This window comes from Pantoea vagans, from assembly GCF_004792415.1.
Taxonomy (GTDB): domain Bacteria; phylum Pseudomonadota; class Gammaproteobacteria; order Enterobacterales; family Enterobacteriaceae; genus Pantoea; species Pantoea vagans.
Genome location: NZ_CP038853.1, coordinates 576,966 through 592,723, shown reverse-complemented (window position 1 = coordinate 592,723; position 15,758 = coordinate 576,966). Strand labels below are relative to the sequence as shown.

Sequence of the window (15,758 nt, the reverse complement as noted above, 5' to 3'; positions counted from 1 at the left end):
CTGCTGCAGGCTGATCGTATCGATCTCTACGCCAGCAGCGTTTTACAGATGGCCAGTAGCTGCTTCACATCGTCAATGCGGGTCTCTCCGCTGGCTTTGTCGATGATCGAACTGTAGACGTGCGGGATCACTTTGCTGACGCCGGACTCCAGCGCAATGCGCACGATCTCGCCGAAATTCTCCAGATCGATACCGCCCGTAGGCTCCAGCCAGAAATCGAGTTTTGCACAGGCTTCCGCCACAGCGCGGTACTCATCCACCGCCTGCAGACCGCCCATCGGGAAATATTTCACCGAGCTGCCGCCCATATCCTGCAGCATCGCAATCGCCGTTTCGATAGGCACGATCCCGTCGCGCTGCGTTGAGCTGCGCGGTCCGGTTGAGATTTTTACCTGACCCGGCGTGCCGGTGGGCGAGATCAGACCGTTCACTATCGTCTGTGACTGGCCCAGCAGCGCACGACTGGTGGCGACGCCGGTAAACACCTGGTTCACATGCTGCGGTTGCAGCACCGCGGAGATCTCACTCACCATCTGTGACTGTTCAGGATCGCCCGCACCCAGCCCCACCGACAGCGCATTATCGATCAGCGCAGCATACTCGCGCATATCAGCGATAGCGGCGTCATTGCTGGCGTAGTTTTTTGACAGCACGCCGACCAGTACGTGCCCTTCTGCTGCCTGCCAGATGGCGCGGGCGTTCTCTTTTGATCCCGCCAGGACGTTAAGACAGATGCGATCCTGATAAAAGTTGGGGGTCAGCGTCATGCGTGTTTCTCTCCGTTTAACAGTACCTGAATGCGGGTGAAAATAGTGTTCAGTTGATCGGCGCTGACGCTGCGCACGTCTGCTTCAATGATCCCCTCGTTAGCTTTGTAGCCACGGAAGTAGATCGCGACGTCGCCCTTTTTCAGCGCCTGCACCAGATCGCCGGTGCGCTGCTGGATCGCAGCTTCGTCAAAAGCGATCTCAGCCCGGGCGATATCACGTCCGGCGGCATCCCATACGATGCGAGCCGTCACGCCATGCAGGCCATTGAGCTGCTCAATAAACGGCGTCATTTTTTCCACCATCTGCGCGCCGCTGATTTTTGGCTGCGTCAGATAATTTTCGATAGCCTGAGTCAGCCCCAGAATCCCCTCTTTGCCTACCTTCATCGCGCGGCCAATGCCGTTGGTCTGGCGTTTGACCCACTCAACGTATTGATGCCTGCCAATGACCAGCCCGCTGGTCGGCCCTTCAATCGCTTTTGCGCCGCTGTAGATCACCAGATCGGCGCCCGCCTGGTAGTAACACTGCAGATCCTCTTCCGCTGCCGCATCAACGATTAGCGGCACACCATGCTCACGCGCAACCGCCGCGGCCTGCGCTACATCGAGATGGCTCTTCTGCACGCAGTGATGCGATTTCACATAGAGGATTGCTGCGGTCTGCGGCGTGATCGCCGCCGCCAGCTGAGCGGGTGAACACTCGTTGCTGTAACCCGCTTCCACCAGTTGCCCGCCACCCAGCGCCACCATGCTGCCGACCGGGGCGCCATAGTTCACGTTGTGCCCTTTCGGCACCACAATCTGGTGCGGGATGGTCAGTGGTGCGGCGTGCAGGTTATCCACCAGCCAGTCATTGTCTTTCACTATCACCGCCGCCACGCACTGGGCGATGCCTGCGGAGGCGCAGGAGACCACCAGCGCGTTCTCCACCTTCAGCAGTCCGGCGATATAAGCACCGGTCTTATCCACCAGATCTTTCATTTCGAAGTAGTGGTCGAGGCCGTACTTCACCGTATCGATCACGTCACTCGACGGTGTAGAGACGCCGAGGATCGTCATACGGCCAGAGGCGTTAATTACCGGCTTCAGGCCATACTTTTCATATACCGAGGTCATGCGCTATTCCTTCTTCTGTCGCGATCCACGTACCAGCGACCACGGCCGCCAGCGGAACCAGATGCTTCTCACCGGTTACCTGTTCACCTTCTGAATCGATAAAGGGCCGGGTTTCCTCTTTGACGCTAAAAACAGTCAGGTCGGCGTCGTAGCCGACTTTCAGCTGGCCCTTGCGCAGCAGGCGCAGTCCTGCGGCCGCATTGACCGTCACACAGTCGATCACCTGCGGCAGCGTCATGCCGACGCTGAAGAATTTCGACATCACGTGCGCCAGGCTGTGAACCGGCCCGGCCAGGCGATTACGGCAGTAGATGTCAGAGCTGATGGTGTCGGGCAGAATGCCCTGCGCAATCGCCACGCGGGCGACCTCGAAGCTGAAGCTGGCGCTGCCGTGGCCGACATCGAGTTTTACGCCGCGCGCGATAGCATGTCTGACCGCCGCTTTGAGTTCACCCTGCGGCGTCAGGATGCGGTTGGGTTTGCCATTAAAGCAGTGCGTGATGATATCGCCCGTGGTGAGCAGATCCGCAATCTGGTCGAGATTGGGTGGATTATTGCCAATGTGAACCATCAGCGGCAGACCACCGCTCTCCTGCTGAATTGCCTTAGCTTTTATCAGCGGCTGGACGCCGTTCTGACCGACCACGCTGCTGCTGATACGCGCCTTGAGGCCGACAATAAAATCGGGCAGTCGCACCACGGCCTGCTGCACCGCCTCGCCATCGATCTGCGTCATATCGGCCAGCTCATTCTGAGTGACGATGCCGGTACGGGCGATATTGATCAGCGCATAGACCTGGGTCTGCGCCGCGCGCGTTAGCTGGTAGAAGTCATCAATGTGTTCTGCGCCGGTGCTGCCCGCATCAACCACTGTGGTGACGCCATGCGCCACACCGATCGCGTCCGCTTCATCATGATAAATGGGTGATTTGGGATAGCAGTGAACGTGGGAGTCGATCCAGCCCGCGCTGAGGTAGTAGCGGCCCGCCAGATCGCGCTCACGCGGTGCGCTGCCCTGCACCTTGCCGATGGCAGCAATGCGGCCATCCTGCAACGCAATATCGACCACCTGCTCATCGCTGAGGCGCGCATTGCGGATAATCAAGTCGTACATGTTTTCTCCTTAACGGCAGCCCGCTGCCGGGCCGCCGGTGAGATCAGAGAGCAATCGGGAACAGCGCACCCAGGATCATCGCGCCGAGGATGGCACCGCCGGTAATCGGCTTGTTCCAGAGATAGAACAGCAGCGCACCCAGCAGCGAGCCCAGACCAATCGGAATGGAGGCCGCCATAGCGGACAGGATGATCAGCGGCCCCAGAAAGCGGCCTGAAGCATTACCTGCACCCATCATCACGTCTGCGCCGTAGGTGGAGTCGCTCTGATTGATGGTGAATTTACGCGCCAGAATAATCAGGTAGCCAATCGCCACACCAATCACCAGGCCCGTAGCCAGCGAAGCTGCGAAGTTCGCCACGGGGAAGACGATGCCCGCCCCCAGCAGCAGTGCCGGCACACCCAGCCCGACCCCGGTCTGGATCGCGCCGCCGATATCGAGAATGCCCACCAGCGAGCCTTCGATAATGCGGGCAAACAGGAAGCTGGCACCAAAGGCGGCGACCGCGCCGTAGACGCCGGTCTCCATCCCTGCGCGCAGCATCGAGACAAACGCCACTTCGTTAAACGCGCCAATGCCATAGAGGTAATACATGTGCGTCCCGGCGAAAACGCCCGACGAGAGCAGGCCAACAAAGATCGGGAAAGACCAGTCGGCGTACCAGAAGCCTTTATTTTCGTTCATCGCATCGCCTCTTATTTGCCGCTGACTGAGTTGTGGATCATGTCGAGCCAGCCTGGAATGCCGAGCTGGAAGGACTGCAGCAGTTTCATGTCGAAACCGCGGAAGAAGCCGCTCAGCACAAACAGCAGCACAATGGCGGTCATCATTACTTTGGTGACCCGGTTCCAGCCGCTCTCTTCCACGCCTTTACCGATCAGGATCCCCAGCACCAGACCTGGTACGGCGTTGCCCATGATCAGCTGCGCCAGACCGCCAAAAATGGTGGCCCAGAAGCCTGATTTTTTGCCTGCATCGATCGCCGCCAGCCAGAAGATGACCGGCATGACGGTATTCACCAGCAGGTTAGCGGCGGGCACCAGCACTTTGACCGCCGTCACCTGCAGCGCAGCCGGCACAGCAGAGGCGGTAGAGTTGAGGAAGGCGACCACGATCATGCCGATGATGCCGCAGGCGATAGCCATTTTTTTCGGATCGTGCAGCGTCTCCGCCACATTACGATTCTTCACCATCAGGGCAGCCGCACCCCAGTTTGGAATGATGCGATGGTCCACATCCTGCGTGAATGAACCGGCTGCGACAGACGATGCCCAGGCATTGAAAAAGAAGCCAAGACCAAAGGAGAAGTGGGAGGCCGGATCGCCTTCACACGAGTTCAGCTCGCCCAGCGTACGAAACGCCCCCATGCCCTGGGTGGTGGGCGCGTGGAACATACGTGCAGCCCCCGCGCCAACGCCGACGCCTACCAGGCCCCCAATGATCAACGACTTAAACAAAATGATTAAAAACATGTTGTTGTACCTTGTTGTCGTTTTTACCCGCCCTATCTGCGCCGCCGCATCGCCCCGGCCTGACCGCCGCGCTATCGCTACAGCAGTGGAATGGGCAAACGGCGGGCTGATGTAAACAGGTTCTGTTTTATGATGCCGCCGTGAACGTCACCTGCTCGGTGTCGAAAACGGTGACGCTGACGGTGATCTCCAGCGTCACGCTGAAGCTCCGCCGTTGGCGCGCCAGAAAGAAAAAGAGAAACTTCTCGGTTCTGACGCTCTCCTGCGCGCGCAGCACCCGGACATCCTGAGGTTCGATGCGCAGCAGAATTTTTTGCGTCGCGCGCAGAACCTGGTTCTGCACACGACTCAGGGCATCGGCAAAGGCTTTCGCTTTGGTGTCGCCTTTGCCCTCAACCGTCACCTGGGTAACGTAGTGTTCTTTCATAATCAGCTGCCGTGCTTCTTGTTCCAGGCCTGCACCAGCCGCTCGCCTAACTCTTCTTTATCCATAAAGCCGAAGCCCAGCACGGTGGCGCCTTCGTTGATGGCGGTGACGCCTTCGTCAACAGAACGCATGCCATGTTTGGCTTTGTAGCCATATTTGTTCTGCGCGGTGATAGCACCCGCGCCGCCGCTGCCGCAGAACGAGATGCCGAAATCGGCGTTTTCTGCCTTCATCACGTCACCCAGCTTCATGTCAGCGGCCACGCCTGGCACCACGACAGCACGGCCACCCGCTTTCTCGATGCCCGCCGCCACTTTCTGGCCCTTACCTAAACGATCGCCAATCACTACTGTTACCATGGTGTGTTCCTCTTCAGTTATTTGATCGCGCGACTTCAATATGCACTGACAGCAGCCAGGCCTCTTCGCGGGGGAGATTGCCGAACAGGTCGACGACCTGCTGCGCCAGCGCGACCGTTTCAGGCGGAATATCCTCAAACAGCTCCGCTTCCACTTCCGGCAGCGGCTCCCCGCTCAGCGAGCGTGACGCCATGGCCCCGACATGCGATTGCAGCATCTGCTGCTGGACCGCATTGGGCTGAATGCCATGCTGCTGATAGATCGCCGCAATCTGCGTCATCACGCTGTCAGCCAGCTGTTGCACTTTCTCCGGTGGCGCTTCATACACCGGGACGCCGTTATTGCTCACCTTGCTACTCCTGTTAAACCGGATAATTCGCGTTAGAAATAAATTAACGGTCATCACCCCGGCTGTGGAGAGGCAACATTTCCAGCAGTAAGTGGAAATTGAAGTGAAGGTTGTGCGTCAGATCGCAGGCTGCACGCTTAGTGCGATATGCGTCGCAAAATGCGCCAAGTGATGGCGTTAGCCTCGCAAAGCGGTGATGTTGTGCGGCGATCAGACTGCCGGGCGGTGGTTTACGGTGCGGTGATAAGCAGAAGTGATGGTAAAAACCGCCGGTCAGGCTGACCGGCGGTCGGATTAGCGGAATTTCTTATGGTTGGTATTACGGATGTCATCAAATTTAGCGGCTTCGCGCTTTGCGCCGTCCACGTTGTTGGCTTTCGCCAGCGCGCTGACCACGTCAATCTGTGCGATAAGTGAGTCGAGGCCCGCGTGGTAGTCTTTGATCTGCGCACTGTCAGCAGGCTGACCTTCCAGCTTATCGGGCGTCGACTTTTTGGCATCCTGCGCCGCAGTTCGCATTTTGGTTAACGCCTGCTGCATCTCCTGCGCACTGTCCGTTTTCTTAACGATTTTCAGATTCGCATTGAGCGTGTCCATATCCTGCTCCAGATCTGCCGCATAGAGGCTGACGCTGGAGAACAACAGAGAAGCCGACAACATTGCAATCACATGCTTACGCATCATTACTTCCTTTTTATTGTGATGAAAAAAAAGCAGCCAACCGGCTGCTTCAGGAATTCATCTTTATTGTCCCGCTATTTTCATCTCAGGCAGTAACACGGAACCGCACTGGATATTACTGCGGGTTTCAATATCGTCACCGATGGTCACCATGTTGTGCCACATCTCTTTAAGATTGCCGGCAATGGTGACTTCGCTGACCGGGTACTGAATGACGCCATTCTCAACCCAGAAACCGGCTGCACCGCGTGAGTAGTCACCGGTAATGGCGCTGACGCCCTGGCCCATCAGCTCGGTCACAACTAATCCGGTTCCCATCTGCTTCAGCAGGTCGTCAAAGCTGTGGCCCTGACCCGCAATGCGCCAGTTATGAATACCACCAGCATGACCGGTGCTGGTCAGACCCAGTTTACGGGCGGAATAGCTGGTCAGCAGCCAGGTCTGCAATACGCCATCTTTAATGATGTCGCGCGCCTGAGTCCGCACCCCTTCGCTGTCGAACGGCGTAGAGGCGAGCCCTTTCAGCAGGTGTGGCTGTTCACTGATGGTGAGCCACTCCGGCAGAATCTGCTGACCCATTGAATCCAGCAGGAAGGTCGATTTACGGTAAACGCTGCTGCCGCTGATCGCACCAACCAGATGACCAAACAAGCCGGTCGCCACTTCAGCGGCAAAAATTACCGGGGCTTTCATGGTCGGCAGTTTACGCGGGGCCAGACGGGATAGCGTACGGCGCGCGCACTCGGCTCCTACCCACTCCGGGCTTTTCAAATCTTCAAATGCACGGCCAATGGTATAGGCGTAGTCGCGCTCCATGTTGCCATCCTGCTCAGCGATGACGCAGCTGGAGAGCGAATGGCGGCTTGAGCAGTAGCTCTGCAACATTCCGTGGCTGTTGCCAAAGACTTTAATGCCGACGTGGCTGTTGAAACTGCCGCCTTCGGTGTTGGTAATTCGCTTGTCGGCACGCAGCGACGCCTGCTCCGCCTGCGCGGCCAGTTCAATGGCGCGGTCAGCGTCAATTTCCCACGGATGGTAAAGATCCAGATCCGGCGCATCATAGGCCAGCAGCTCTGCGTCGGCCAGACCGGCAAACGGATCGGGCGAGGTATAGCGGGCAATATCAATCGCGGCCTGCACGGTACGTTTGATCGCATCCGGGCTGAGGTCGGTCGATGAGGCACTGCCTTTACGATTCTGATGATAAACGGTGATGCCCAGCGCACCGTCGCTGTTAAATTCAACGTTTTCCACTTCGCCATAACGGGTGCTGACCCCGATGCCGGTGGTCTTACTGACAGCCACTTCCGCGCTGTCAGTGCTTGCTTTAGCCAGTTCAAGTGCCTGCGCAATGGCCTGCTCCAGTACTTTTCGCTGTTCTGCAACCTGAGTAGATACGTTCATCGACCTGCCGTCTAATCTTATGTGTGAATGATTTGAGTCTATCAGAGTCAGAGAACAATTTCGCAGTCACCCGATATACTGGTAGGATTAGCCTCTTTTTTTTGGGAGCCCGGAAATGACCAGACAGCCCGATGAGTGGCTCGACGATGTGCCAGATAATGACGAAGAAGAAGATGAAGAGATTATCTGGGTCAGTAAGAGTGAAATTAAACGCGATGCAGAAGAGTTAAAGCGCCTGGGAGCCGAACTGGTTGATCTGGGTAAAAACTCGCTGGATAAAATCCCGCTGGATGAGCGCCTGCGCACCGAGATCGAACTGGCACAGCGCATCAAGAAAGAGGGTCGCCGCCGTCAGCTGCAGCTGATCGGTAAACTGCTGCGCAGCATTGATGTGGAGCCTATCCGCATTGCGCTGGATAAGCTCAAGAATCGCCACAACCAGCAGGTTGCGCTGTTCCATAAACTGGAAATGCTGCGCGATCGTCTGATTGAGCAAGGTGATGAGGCGATGAGCGACGTGATTGCGCTTTATCCCGATGCCGATCGTCAGCAGTTACGCAGTATGATCCGTAATGCGCAGAAAGAGAAAGCGGGCAACAAGCCGCCGAAGTCTGCCCGTCAGATTTTCCAGTATCTGCGCGAGCTGGCCGAAGCGCAGTAATGCCATGGCGGGCAGTCTCGCCCGCCTCCCGGCAGCACTTACCGATAGATATAGAGAATACCGGTGCGCAGCCGCAACTGGCGTTCGCTCGATGTAGCAGAACGTCCGATATCGCCAAAGGTGACGTAAGGCACCCAGACGCGATCGTTGCCAAGCGCATAATCGAACTGTAACTCCTGTTCATAGTCATCATGCTTATTAGCAAACAGTTTCGCATCCGCGTGCTTATACACCAGCTTATAAGTGGTGGTGAGGCGATCGGTTTTATTCCGCAGATAGAGATCAAAACGGTTAGCCGTGCGATGCCGGTCAGTATCGCAATAATCAATACCCCCGGTGCGGCATTGATCGTCATGGGCATAATCGGTCAGTTCAAGGCGATATAATCCGCCAACAGACCAGCGGTCATTAATTTTATACCAGGGTGCCACACCAAACTTCCATTCGGTGCGCGAGGAGTTAAATTCCGGCTGAATAAAAGGCGACAGCGTCCAGTTCCCCCAGTAATAGGACTTCAGAAAGGTGACTTCCACCACATTTAACACGGTGTCGTTATAATATTTATCTTTTGGATCTGCGCCACCGGTTTTAAATTTGGTTTCAACGCCAAGAAACATATTATCCGGCAGTGTGGTACTCAGCCCCAGCTTGTCATAGTGCGTGCGGTCGCGAAGACGGTACTCGTGCCGGTAATCCACCGTAGCCGTTGCCAGCGCTGCCGCGGAAGTGCATAACAGTGTGACGCCCAGAGCTAATGATCGTGTTGTACTTTTTCCCATAAAAATGTCCTTATTCTCAGTAATAAGGGCAATGAATTATCCAAATTCATTTAACCCAAATTTAACTTATATTTAAAACCTGTATTAATATAAGATGCCACATGAAGAAAACCTGTTAATTGTTTCTTTAACCTGAATCCCTCTGATTATTATTTATTTCTCAGCTACAGCAGAGACGATGCTAAAAATAACCGGCAGGTGTGGCCTTTCTGTTTCAGACACTAATATAGAAAATATGGCAACTGAAGGAAGAGTGAGCAGATCGGATTCAAACTATGCGGGATTTATTCAGGAAATAATATTAATGGCAATAACGCTTTAAAAAAAAGCGCCCGAAACGGGCGCCTGATTTTCAGGCCAGCCTGTCCAGCAGCTTCTGATGAATGCCGCCAAATCCGCCGTTGCTCATCACCAGAATCGTGTCGCCCGGCTGAGCGGCTTTGGCCACCATTTCTACCAGGGTATCGATATCCGCGCTCCAGTGCGCAGGCGGAATGCACGCTTCTGCTACATCTGAAACCTGCCACGGAATATGGTGCGGCTGGAACAGGAAGACCTCATCCGCACGCGCCAGCGACGGTGCCAGGTCGTTTTTGCTGACGCCCATCTTCATCGTATTGGAGCGAGGCTCCAGCACGGCAAGGATGCGTGCTCTGCCACCCACTTTGCTGCGCAGGGCAGCCAGTGTCGCCAGAATGGCCGTCGGATGGTGAGCGAAGTCATCATAGACTTTGATGTTATTCACTTCGCCACGCAGCTCCAGCCGGCGACGTGCATTGATAAAGGTGTTCAGCGCCAGGCCGGCATCTTCCGGCTTCACACCTACATGCCGCGCGGCAGCAATCGCCATCAGGCCGTTATGCATGTTGTGTTCGCCCACCAGCGCCCAGTTCACTTCCCCGACTTTCTCGCCGTCGAGCCAGATTTCCCAGTGAGACGCATCGTTGGTCAGCTTCTTCGCCTGCCAGCGCCCGTGCTCACCAACGCTCTCCTGCTCGCTCCAGCAGCCCATCGCCATCACCTGTTTGAGGTTAGGATCATGTTCCGGCAGCAGGATCTTGCCCTGGCCCGGCACGATCCGCACCAGATGGTGGAACTGTTTCTGGATCGCCCGCAGATCGTCAAAGATATCGGCGTGATCAAACTCAAGGTTGTTGAGGATCAGGGTTCGTGGAGAGTAATGGACAAACTTGGAACGCTTATCAAAAAACGCGCAGTCGTACTCATCCGCTTCAATCACGAAGAATGGACTTTTTCCTAATTTTGCCGAGACATCGAAGTTTCCAGGCACACCACCAATAATGAAGCCGGGTTCAAGGCCGCAGGCCTCAAGAATCCACGCTGCCATGCCGGCTGTGGTGGTTTTACCGTGGGTTCCGGCCACGGCCAGCACCCAGCGATCGCGCAGCACGAAATCGTGCAGCCACTGAGGGCCAGAGAGGTAGGGAATGTTGCGTTCCAGCACCGCTTCCACACAAGGATTACCTCGCGTCATCGCATTGCCGATAATGACTAAGTCAGGCACCGGATCAAGCTGACTGGCGTCATAACCTTCCGTTAATTCAATGCCTTGCTGTTCGAGCAGTGTACTCATTGGCGGGTAAACGTTGGCGTCTGAACCGGTCACCTGATGACCCAGTGAACGAGCCAGCACCGCCAGACCACCCATAAAAGTGCCACAAATCCCGAGGATGTGAATGCGCATAACATGATCCATTACTCAAAAGTTCGGCGCACAGTGTAACGCCGCTCGCAGACGGAAGAAACGGATTAGGACTATGGTTTTTGAAGTTCAATCGGCTAAACTGCGTACGCATCCGTTGGCAGACTGTTACGCGTGCTGCCACTCCATCGAAGATTCAGGGAATGTGTTATGAAAACGTTGGGCGAATTTATCGTCGAGAAGCAGCACGACTTTCCGCACGCCACAGGTGAACTGACGGCGCTGATTTCAGCTATCAAGCTGGGTGCCAAAATTATCCACCGCGACATCAATAAAGCCGGTTTAGTGGATATTCTCGGTGCCAGTGGTGTGGAAAATGTTCAGGGTGAACAGCAGATGAAACTGGATCTGTTTGCCAACGAAAAACTGAAGGCAGCACTGAAAGCACGTGGCATCGTCGCCGGTATCGCTTCTGAGGAAGAAGACGAGTTCGTTATCTTTGAAGGTGAGGAAAACGGTAAGTACGTGGTGTTAATGGATCCACTGGATGGTTCTTCTAACATCGACGTTAACGTTTCCGTCGGCACCATTTTCTCTATTTATCATCGCGTCAGCGAGCCGGGTACGCCAGTGGTTGAAGCGGACTTCATGCAGCCAGGCAACAAACAGGTTGCTGCCGGTTACGTGGTCTACGGCTCATCCACAATGATGGTTTACACCACCGGTGCAGGCGTGCATGCGTTTACTTACGATCCGTCACTGGGTGTGTTCTGCCTCAGCCACGAACGTATGACCTATCCACCAACCGGTTACACCTACTCGATTAACGAAGGTAACTACATTCGTTTCCCGCAGGGTGTGAAGAAATATCTGAAGTTTTGTCAGGAAGAGGATCTGCCAACGCACCGTCCTTACACCTCACGTTACATCGGATCGCTGGTCGCGGATTTCCATCGTAACCTGCTGAAAGGCGGGATCTACCTCTACCCAAGCACCGCCAGCCATCCTCAGGGCAAGCTGCGTCTGCTTTATGAGTGCAACCCGATGGCCTTCCTGGCCGAGCAGGCGGGCGGTAAAGCCAGCGACGGTCAGAAGCGTATTCTGGATATTCCACCGGTCACGCTGCATCAGCGCTGCCCGTTCTACTGCGGTAATGAGGCGATGGTAAACGACGTTGAGCGTTTCCTGGCCGAGTTCCCGGATTGCCGTCAGGGTTAATCTGGTCGTGGTATAAATTAAAAGGGCGCGATTTCGCGCCCTTTTTGCTTTTACGCCGTCTGCAACCTGAACTGCGCCATCGTTGCCTGAAGCTGACTGGACTGCGCTTCCAGCGACTGGGTCGCGGCGGTAGCCTGCTCTACCAGCGCTGCGTTCTGCTGCGCTGTTGCATCCATCTGCGTGACCGCCAGATTGACCTGCTCAATGCCACGGCTCTGCTCGTCGGAGGCCATCGAGATCTCTTTCATCAATGCCGTTACGCGCATCACTTCGCCAGAAATCTCATCCATGGTTTCCCCGGCGCGCGTCGCCATCTCCGTACCCTCTTTGACCCGCGACTGTGAATCACTGATTAGGGTGCGGATCTCTTTGGCTGCGTTAGCGCTGCGCTGCGCCAGCGTGCGCACTTCATTTGCGACAACTGCAAAGCCACGCCCCTGCTCGCCTGCTCGCGCCGCTTCGACGGCGGCGTTAAGCGCCAGAATGTTGGTCTGGAAGGCGATGCCGTCAATTACGCTGAGAATGTCGCCGATACGATTGGCGCTATCGGTGATCTCATGCATTTTTTCCATTACGTAGCAGACCACTTCAGCGCCGCGATCGGCGGTATCAGAGACCGCGTTAGCCAGCTGATGCGCCTGTTGAGCATTGCTGGCGTTAAGGCGCACGGTTGCCGTGAGCTGCTCCATGCTGGCCGCCGTCTGCTCCAGCGAAGCGGCAGACTCTTCGGTGCGCTGCGACAGATTGACGTTACCCGCCGCCAGTTCACGGCTGCCGATGTCGATCTGCATACTCGCTTCACGCACCTGACTCACCGAGGTGCGAAGTGACTGCTGCATCCCGCTCAGTGCATGATTGAGCCGCCCCAGCTCGTTGTTGCTGGACGGTGGCAGCGCCTGCGACAGGTCGCCTGCCGCGATCTGCTCAAGATGGACAATTGCCAGATTAAGCGGCTGCAGGAGCATCCGGCGCAGCAGTTGCCAGGCGAGCACCAGCAGCAGCAGCGTTAATACGCCTGCCACAGCGATCAGGATTTTCATTTTGGTTTCGTTGTAGGCCGCCTGTGCGAGCTGGGCTTCGGTGACCTGTCCGGCGAACTGGCTGAAGTCTGTGACAGCTTTGTTGTAGCTTGCCGCCAGCGTCGCCAGGTTGCCTTCCAGCAGCTGGTAATATTCGTCAGTGTATTGCTTGTCCAGCGCGTCCATCATCGGTTTGATGCCCTGGTCGAGATAGGCTTTGTAACTGGCTGAAATCGCATCCGCCAGCATTTTCCCGTGCGCCGTCACCGTTCCGGCATCCACAAAGCGTTTCAGGTTTTGCTGTGATGACACCACATCTGCCTGCGACAGTTTTGTGACTGCCGCGCCCTCTTCCAGCATACCAATTTCAATTTTACGTACCGCCAGCGCCGCATTCGCGCGGGCCCGCATCAGATCTGAATTACTCTGGTAAAGACTGTTCAGCTCGATCCCCTGAATGCGATTGATTACATCCAGCGAGCGATTCCCTTTATTAATTGCCACGATACCCATAAAACTCACCGCCAACAGCAGCAGTGTCATAAATGCCAGCAATGCCAGCAACCCCGTGCGAAGTGATATCTGTTTCATCCTGATGATTTCCGTGTAAGAGAAAAGGCGAAATTTCCAGCGGCCCTAAAACGGAAGAGGTATCGGCAGTAACGGGGCGAAACTTTAACCCTGATTAGAGTTAACAACTTGATCATCACGGAAACATCGCTCAATCTGATCGCCGCCTGCCCGCTATCCGGAGAAAAGAATGAAATCGGGATTACTTCTGATGCTGCTGTTCGCCAGTACGGCAACGATAGCGAAGGATTTGCCTTCAGACGCCGCACTGGATCGCTGCCTCAATGACGCCTCTGCGACCCTTGAGATGAACCAGTGCTATGCTGCGGCCACAACGATCTGGGATCAGCAGATGAATCAGCAGTACAACACACTGATGAAGACTCTGAACGGCGACGCTAAAAACAGACTGCGTATTGCACAGCGCGCCTGGCTGAGGTACCGCGACAGCTGGCTTGAGGCGAGCCGCAGTCAGCTGGCGACGCAGGGAACGCTGGGCAGCGTAGCGCTGAGTGCCCAGGGCCTGAGCCTGGTACGCAATCAGGCATTGATGTTGCAGTCCCTCGGTAAAGGCAGTTGTGCCAATCCCGATGACTGCTGACCCATAACCCGCTTTTTGCGCTGGCTGACGTCAGTGCGCTGTTAACCTTCAGGGAGAAACCATGGCTGCTTACGCCTCGACATTGATTCTGATTGCCCTTGCCGTACTGAGCTATTTCGTTCACAACAACGCGGTCACTATCTCTATTCTGGTGCTGCTGGCGATTAAAATTACCCCGCTGGCGCAATTTTTCCCCTATGTAGAAAAACAGGGTATTACCTTAGGGATCATTATTCTGACCGTCGCAGTGATGGCGCCGCTGGCCAGCGGCTCACTGCCCGCCTCTGAGTTGCTTAAATCGTTTGCCAACTGGAAGTCGATTGTGGCGATTGTGGTGGGGATTTTTGTCGCCTGGCTGGGCGGTCGCGGCGTGAATTTTATGAGCATGCAGCCGTCGGTCATCGGGGGGCTGCTGATTGGTACGGTGATTGGCGTAGCGTTCTTCCGCGGCGTGCCGGTAGGACCACTGATTGCCGCAGGCATTGTTTCGCTGTTTGTGGCGGCGAAGTAGCGTTTGGGCGCATTCCGAAACGCCAAAAAGAGGGCATACTTTCAGAGTCAGTTGGCTATAATAGCCGACACTCAACATACGACTACTGAAGGAATGCCAGATGAGTTTGAACCAGGTGCCAGCAGGTAAAGACCTGCCAGAAGATATCTACGTTGTCATTGAGATCCCAGCGAATGCTGATCCGATCAAATATGAAGTTGATAAAGAGTCTGGTGCCCTGTTTGTAGACCGTTTCATGTCTACCGCCATGTTCTATCCGTGCAACTACGGCTACATCAACCATACCCTTTCTCTGGATGGTGATCCGGTTGACGTACTGGTTCCGACCCCGTATCCACTGGTCCCGGGCTCAGTGATCCGCTGCCGTCCGGTTGGCGTGCTGAAAATGACCGACGAGTCTGGCGAAGATGCCAAACTGGTTGCCGTTCCGCACACCAAACTGTCTAAAGAGTACGATCACATTAAAGATGTGAACGACCTGCCAGAACTGCTGCGTGCACAGATCACCCACTTCTTTGAGCACTACAAAGATCTGGAAAAAGGCAAATGGGTGAAAGTGGATGGCTGGGATAACGCCGAAGCCGCTAAAGCCGAAATCATCTCCTCTTACGAGCGCGCACAGAAGAAGTAATTCTGCTGCCGGTTTGTGAGTTGAAAAAAAAACACCGTCCAACTGGACGGTGTTTTTGTTCAGGCCTCTGGCTCCTCATCGCGCTTCAGCCAGTCACCACTCATAATGCGCTGGCGTCCTGCCACTGAGCGTTGATAGACATAAAGCCATGCACTGCCAAACGGCGTCTGAGTCAGATAACGTTTGTACTCTCCCCCTTTGGTGCGAAGCGCATCCAGCTCCGCAAGGGTTGAGGCATCAATGCGGTACACTTCACACTGTACCGCTCCATTGCCCTCTATGACGCCGGGATAATGCCCCAGACTGTAAAGCTCAAAGCCTTCAATCTGGTGATCACCCAGCCACTGCGCATTCGTCATCCAGTGACTGTTTCCCTGTTTGCGCCGTAAACTGCCGTAGACAATTATTCGCAT

At 55.5% G+C, this 15,758-nt stretch carries 19 protein-coding genes; 5 read left to right on the top strand and 14 right to left on the bottom strand.

Annotated elements, in window-relative coordinates; translation table 11 throughout:
- Window positions 1–26 precede the first annotated feature (26 nt).
- The 10 genes from dagF to pmbA all read right to left on the bottom strand — a co-directional run bounded on the left by dagF (window position 27) and on the right by pmbA (window position 7,692).
- Entirely contained in the window at window positions 27–767 is a 741-nt protein-coding gene (gene dagF / locus EGO56_RS02920) for a 2-dehydro-3-deoxy-phosphogluconate aldolase (protein ID WP_135907644.1), read from the bottom strand.
- A complete protein-coding gene (locus EGO56_RS02915; protein ID WP_135907643.1) occupies window positions 764–1,885 on the bottom strand; it encodes a DgaE family pyridoxal phosphate-dependent ammonia lyase in 1,122 nt (373 codons plus the stop codon). The genes dagF and EGO56_RS02915 overlap by 4 nt, the downstream gene beginning before the upstream one ends.
- A complete protein-coding gene (locus EGO56_RS02910) occupies window positions 1,869–2,999 on the bottom strand; it encodes an amidohydrolase/deacetylase family metallohydrolase (RefSeq protein ID WP_135907642.1) in 1,131 nt (376 codons plus the stop codon). The genes EGO56_RS02915 and EGO56_RS02910 overlap by 17 nt, the downstream gene beginning before the upstream one ends.
- A gap of 43 nt (window positions 3,000–3,042) precedes the next feature.
- On the bottom strand, window positions 3,043–3,684 hold the full coding sequence (locus tag EGO56_RS02905; protein WP_010256482.1) for a DUF4310 family protein: 642 nt from the start codon (window positions 3,682–3,684) through the stop codon (window positions 3,043–3,045).
- Window positions 3,685–3,695: 11 nt separating this feature from the next.
- The gene (locus tag EGO56_RS02900) at window positions 3,696–4,472 is read right to left on the bottom strand and encodes a DUF4311 domain-containing protein (RefSeq protein ID WP_008925780.1); all 777 of its coding nucleotides are present in this window, start codon (window positions 4,470–4,472) and stop codon (window positions 3,696–3,698) included.
- A gap of 127 nt (window positions 4,473–4,599) precedes the next feature.
- The gene (locus tag EGO56_RS02895; RefSeq protein ID WP_013359149.1) at window positions 4,600–4,899 is read right to left on the bottom strand and encodes a DUF4312 family protein; all 300 of its coding nucleotides are present in this window, start codon (window positions 4,897–4,899) and stop codon (window positions 4,600–4,602) included.
- A gap of 2 nt (window positions 4,900–4,901) precedes the next feature.
- Window positions 4,902–5,258, bottom strand: a complete 357-nt coding sequence (locus EGO56_RS02890; RefSeq protein WP_010256477.1) for an SFCGS family glycine-rich protein — start codon at window positions 5,256–5,258, stop codon at window positions 4,902–4,904.
- Between the two features lie 13 nt (window positions 5,259–5,271).
- Complete coding sequence (locus EGO56_RS02885; RefSeq protein WP_061063460.1) at window positions 5,272–5,607, bottom strand: glycine dehydrogenase; 336 nt, start codon at window positions 5,605–5,607, stop codon at window positions 5,272–5,274.
- A 294-nt stretch (window positions 5,608–5,901) separates the two neighbouring features.
- Window positions 5,902–6,288: a cytochrome b562 gene (gene cybC, locus EGO56_RS02880; protein WP_033734013.1), complete on the bottom strand. Its 387-nt coding sequence runs from the start codon at window positions 6,286–6,288 to the stop codon at window positions 5,902–5,904.
- A gap of 63 nt (window positions 6,289–6,351) precedes the next feature.
- Window positions 6,352–7,692 carry a metalloprotease PmbA gene (pmbA, locus tag EGO56_RS02875; protein ID WP_013359153.1) on the bottom strand — a complete coding sequence of 447 codons (1,341 nt, stop codon included), beginning with the start codon at window positions 7,690–7,692 and terminating at the stop codon, window positions 6,352–6,354.
- Window positions 7,693–7,807: 115 nt separating this feature from the next.
- Here pmbA and yjgA point away from each other — a divergent pair, with 115 nt between their 5' ends.
- The gene (yjgA, locus tag EGO56_RS02870; protein WP_013359154.1) at window positions 7,808–8,353 is read left to right on the top strand and encodes a ribosome biogenesis factor YjgA; all 546 of its coding nucleotides are present in this window, start codon (window positions 7,808–7,810) and stop codon (window positions 8,351–8,353) included.
- Between the two features lie 38 nt (window positions 8,354–8,391).
- Here yjgA and EGO56_RS02865 read toward each other — a convergent pair whose 3' ends face one another.
- Together EGO56_RS02865 and mpl are read right to left on the bottom strand one after the other, a co-directional pair.
- Window positions 8,392–9,132, bottom strand: a complete 741-nt coding sequence (locus EGO56_RS02865) for an oligogalacturonate-specific porin KdgM family protein (RefSeq protein ID WP_135907641.1) — start codon at window positions 9,130–9,132, stop codon at window positions 8,392–8,394.
- A 352-nt stretch (window positions 9,133–9,484) separates the two neighbouring features.
- The gene (mpl, locus tag EGO56_RS02860; protein ID WP_135907640.1) at window positions 9,485–10,837 is read right to left on the bottom strand and encodes a UDP-N-acetylmuramate:L-alanyl-gamma-D-glutamyl-meso-diaminopimelate ligase; all 1,353 of its coding nucleotides are present in this window, start codon (window positions 10,835–10,837) and stop codon (window positions 9,485–9,487) included.
- A gap of 168 nt (window positions 10,838–11,005) precedes the next feature.
- On the opposite strand from mpl, the gene fbp reads away from it, so the two are divergent.
- Window positions 11,006–12,013: a class 1 fructose-bisphosphatase gene (fbp, locus tag EGO56_RS02855; RefSeq protein WP_013359157.1), complete on the top strand. Its 1,008-nt coding sequence runs from the start codon at window positions 11,006–11,008 to the stop codon at window positions 12,011–12,013.
- Window positions 12,014–12,063: 50 nt separating this feature from the next.
- Here the strand turns inward: fbp and EGO56_RS02850 are convergent, their stop codons facing one another.
- The gene (locus EGO56_RS02850) at window positions 12,064–13,623 is read right to left on the bottom strand and encodes a methyl-accepting chemotaxis protein (protein ID WP_135907639.1); all 1,560 of its coding nucleotides are present in this window, start codon (window positions 13,621–13,623) and stop codon (window positions 12,064–12,066) included.
- Window positions 13,624–13,792: 169 nt separating this feature from the next.
- Between EGO56_RS02850 and EGO56_RS02845 the strand changes: the two genes are divergently transcribed.
- The 3 genes from EGO56_RS02845 (at window position 13,793) to ppa (ending at window position 15,345) form a co-directional block, all read left to right on the top strand.
- Window positions 13,793–14,203, top strand: coding sequence for a lysozyme inhibitor LprI family protein (locus EGO56_RS02845; RefSeq protein ID WP_135907638.1), 411 nt, complete (start codon window positions 13,793–13,795; stop codon window positions 14,201–14,203).
- Between the two features lie 61 nt (window positions 14,204–14,264).
- Window positions 14,265–14,714 (top strand): DUF441 domain-containing protein, encoded by a 450-nt coding sequence (locus EGO56_RS02840; protein WP_135907637.1) that lies wholly within the window; start codon window positions 14,265–14,267, stop codon window positions 14,712–14,714.
- Window positions 14,715–14,814: 100 nt separating this feature from the next.
- On the top strand, window positions 14,815–15,345 hold the full coding sequence (ppa, locus tag EGO56_RS02835) for an inorganic diphosphatase (RefSeq protein WP_003855519.1): 531 nt from the start codon (window positions 14,815–14,817) through the stop codon (window positions 15,343–15,345).
- A gap of 59 nt (window positions 15,346–15,404) precedes the next feature.
- Here ppa and EGO56_RS02830 read toward each other — a convergent pair whose 3' ends face one another.
- Window positions 15,405–15,758, bottom strand: coding sequence for a gamma-glutamylcyclotransferase family protein (locus tag EGO56_RS02830; RefSeq protein WP_013359161.1), 354 nt, complete (start codon window positions 15,756–15,758; stop codon window positions 15,405–15,407).

Coding starts and splice junctions, on each gene's coding strand:
- dagF (WP_135907644.1), bottom strand. CDS start 767: ATGACGCTGACCCCCAACTTTTATCAGGATCGCATCTGTCTTAACGTC.
- EGO56_RS02915 (WP_135907643.1), bottom strand. CDS start 1,885: ATGACCTCGGTATATGAAAAGTATGGCCTGAAGCCGGTAATTAACGCC.
- EGO56_RS02910 (WP_135907642.1), bottom strand. CDS start 2,999: ATGTACGACTTGATTATCCGCAATGCGCGCCTCAGCGATGAGCAGGTG.
- EGO56_RS02905 (WP_010256482.1), bottom strand. CDS start 3,684: ATGAACGAAAATAAAGGCTTCTGGTACGCCGACTGGTCTTTCCCGATC.
- EGO56_RS02900 (WP_008925780.1), bottom strand. CDS start 4,472: ATGTTTTTAATCATTTTGTTTAAGTCGTTGATCATTGGGGGCCTGGTA.
- EGO56_RS02895 (WP_013359149.1), bottom strand. CDS start 4,899: ATGAAAGAACACTACGTTACCCAGGTGACGGTTGAGGGCAAAGGCGAC.
- EGO56_RS02890 (WP_010256477.1), bottom strand. CDS start 5,258: ATGGTAACAGTAGTGATTGGCGATCGTTTAGGTAAGGGCCAGAAAGTG.
- cybC (WP_033734013.1), bottom strand. CDS start 6,288: ATGCGTAAGCATGTGATTGCAATGTTGTCGGCTTCTCTGTTGTTCTCC.
- pmbA (WP_013359153.1), bottom strand. CDS start 7,692: ATGAACGTATCTACTCAGGTTGCAGAACAGCGAAAAGTACTGGAGCAG.
- yjgA (WP_013359154.1), top strand. CDS start 7,808: ATGACCAGACAGCCCGATGAGTGGCTCGACGATGTGCCAGATAATGAC.
- EGO56_RS02865 (WP_135907641.1), bottom strand. CDS start 9,132: ATGGGAAAAAGTACAACACGATCATTAGCTCTGGGCGTCACACTGTTA.
- mpl (WP_135907640.1), bottom strand. CDS start 10,837: ATGCGCATTCACATCCTCGGGATTTGTGGCACTTTTATGGGTGGTCTG.
- fbp (WP_013359157.1), top strand. CDS start 11,006: ATGAAAACGTTGGGCGAATTTATCGTCGAGAAGCAGCACGACTTTCCG.
- EGO56_RS02850 (WP_135907639.1), bottom strand. CDS start 13,623: ATGAAACAGATATCACTTCGCACGGGGTTGCTGGCATTGCTGGCATTT.
- EGO56_RS02845 (WP_135907638.1), top strand. CDS start 13,793: ATGAAATCGGGATTACTTCTGATGCTGCTGTTCGCCAGTACGGCAACG.
- EGO56_RS02840 (WP_135907637.1), top strand. CDS start 14,265: ATGGCTGCTTACGCCTCGACATTGATTCTGATTGCCCTTGCCGTACTG.
- ppa (WP_003855519.1), top strand. CDS start 14,815: ATGAGTTTGAACCAGGTGCCAGCAGGTAAAGACCTGCCAGAAGATATC.
- EGO56_RS02830 (WP_013359161.1), bottom strand. CDS start 15,758: ATGCGAATAATTGTCTACGGCAGTTTACGGCGCAAACAGGGAAACAGT.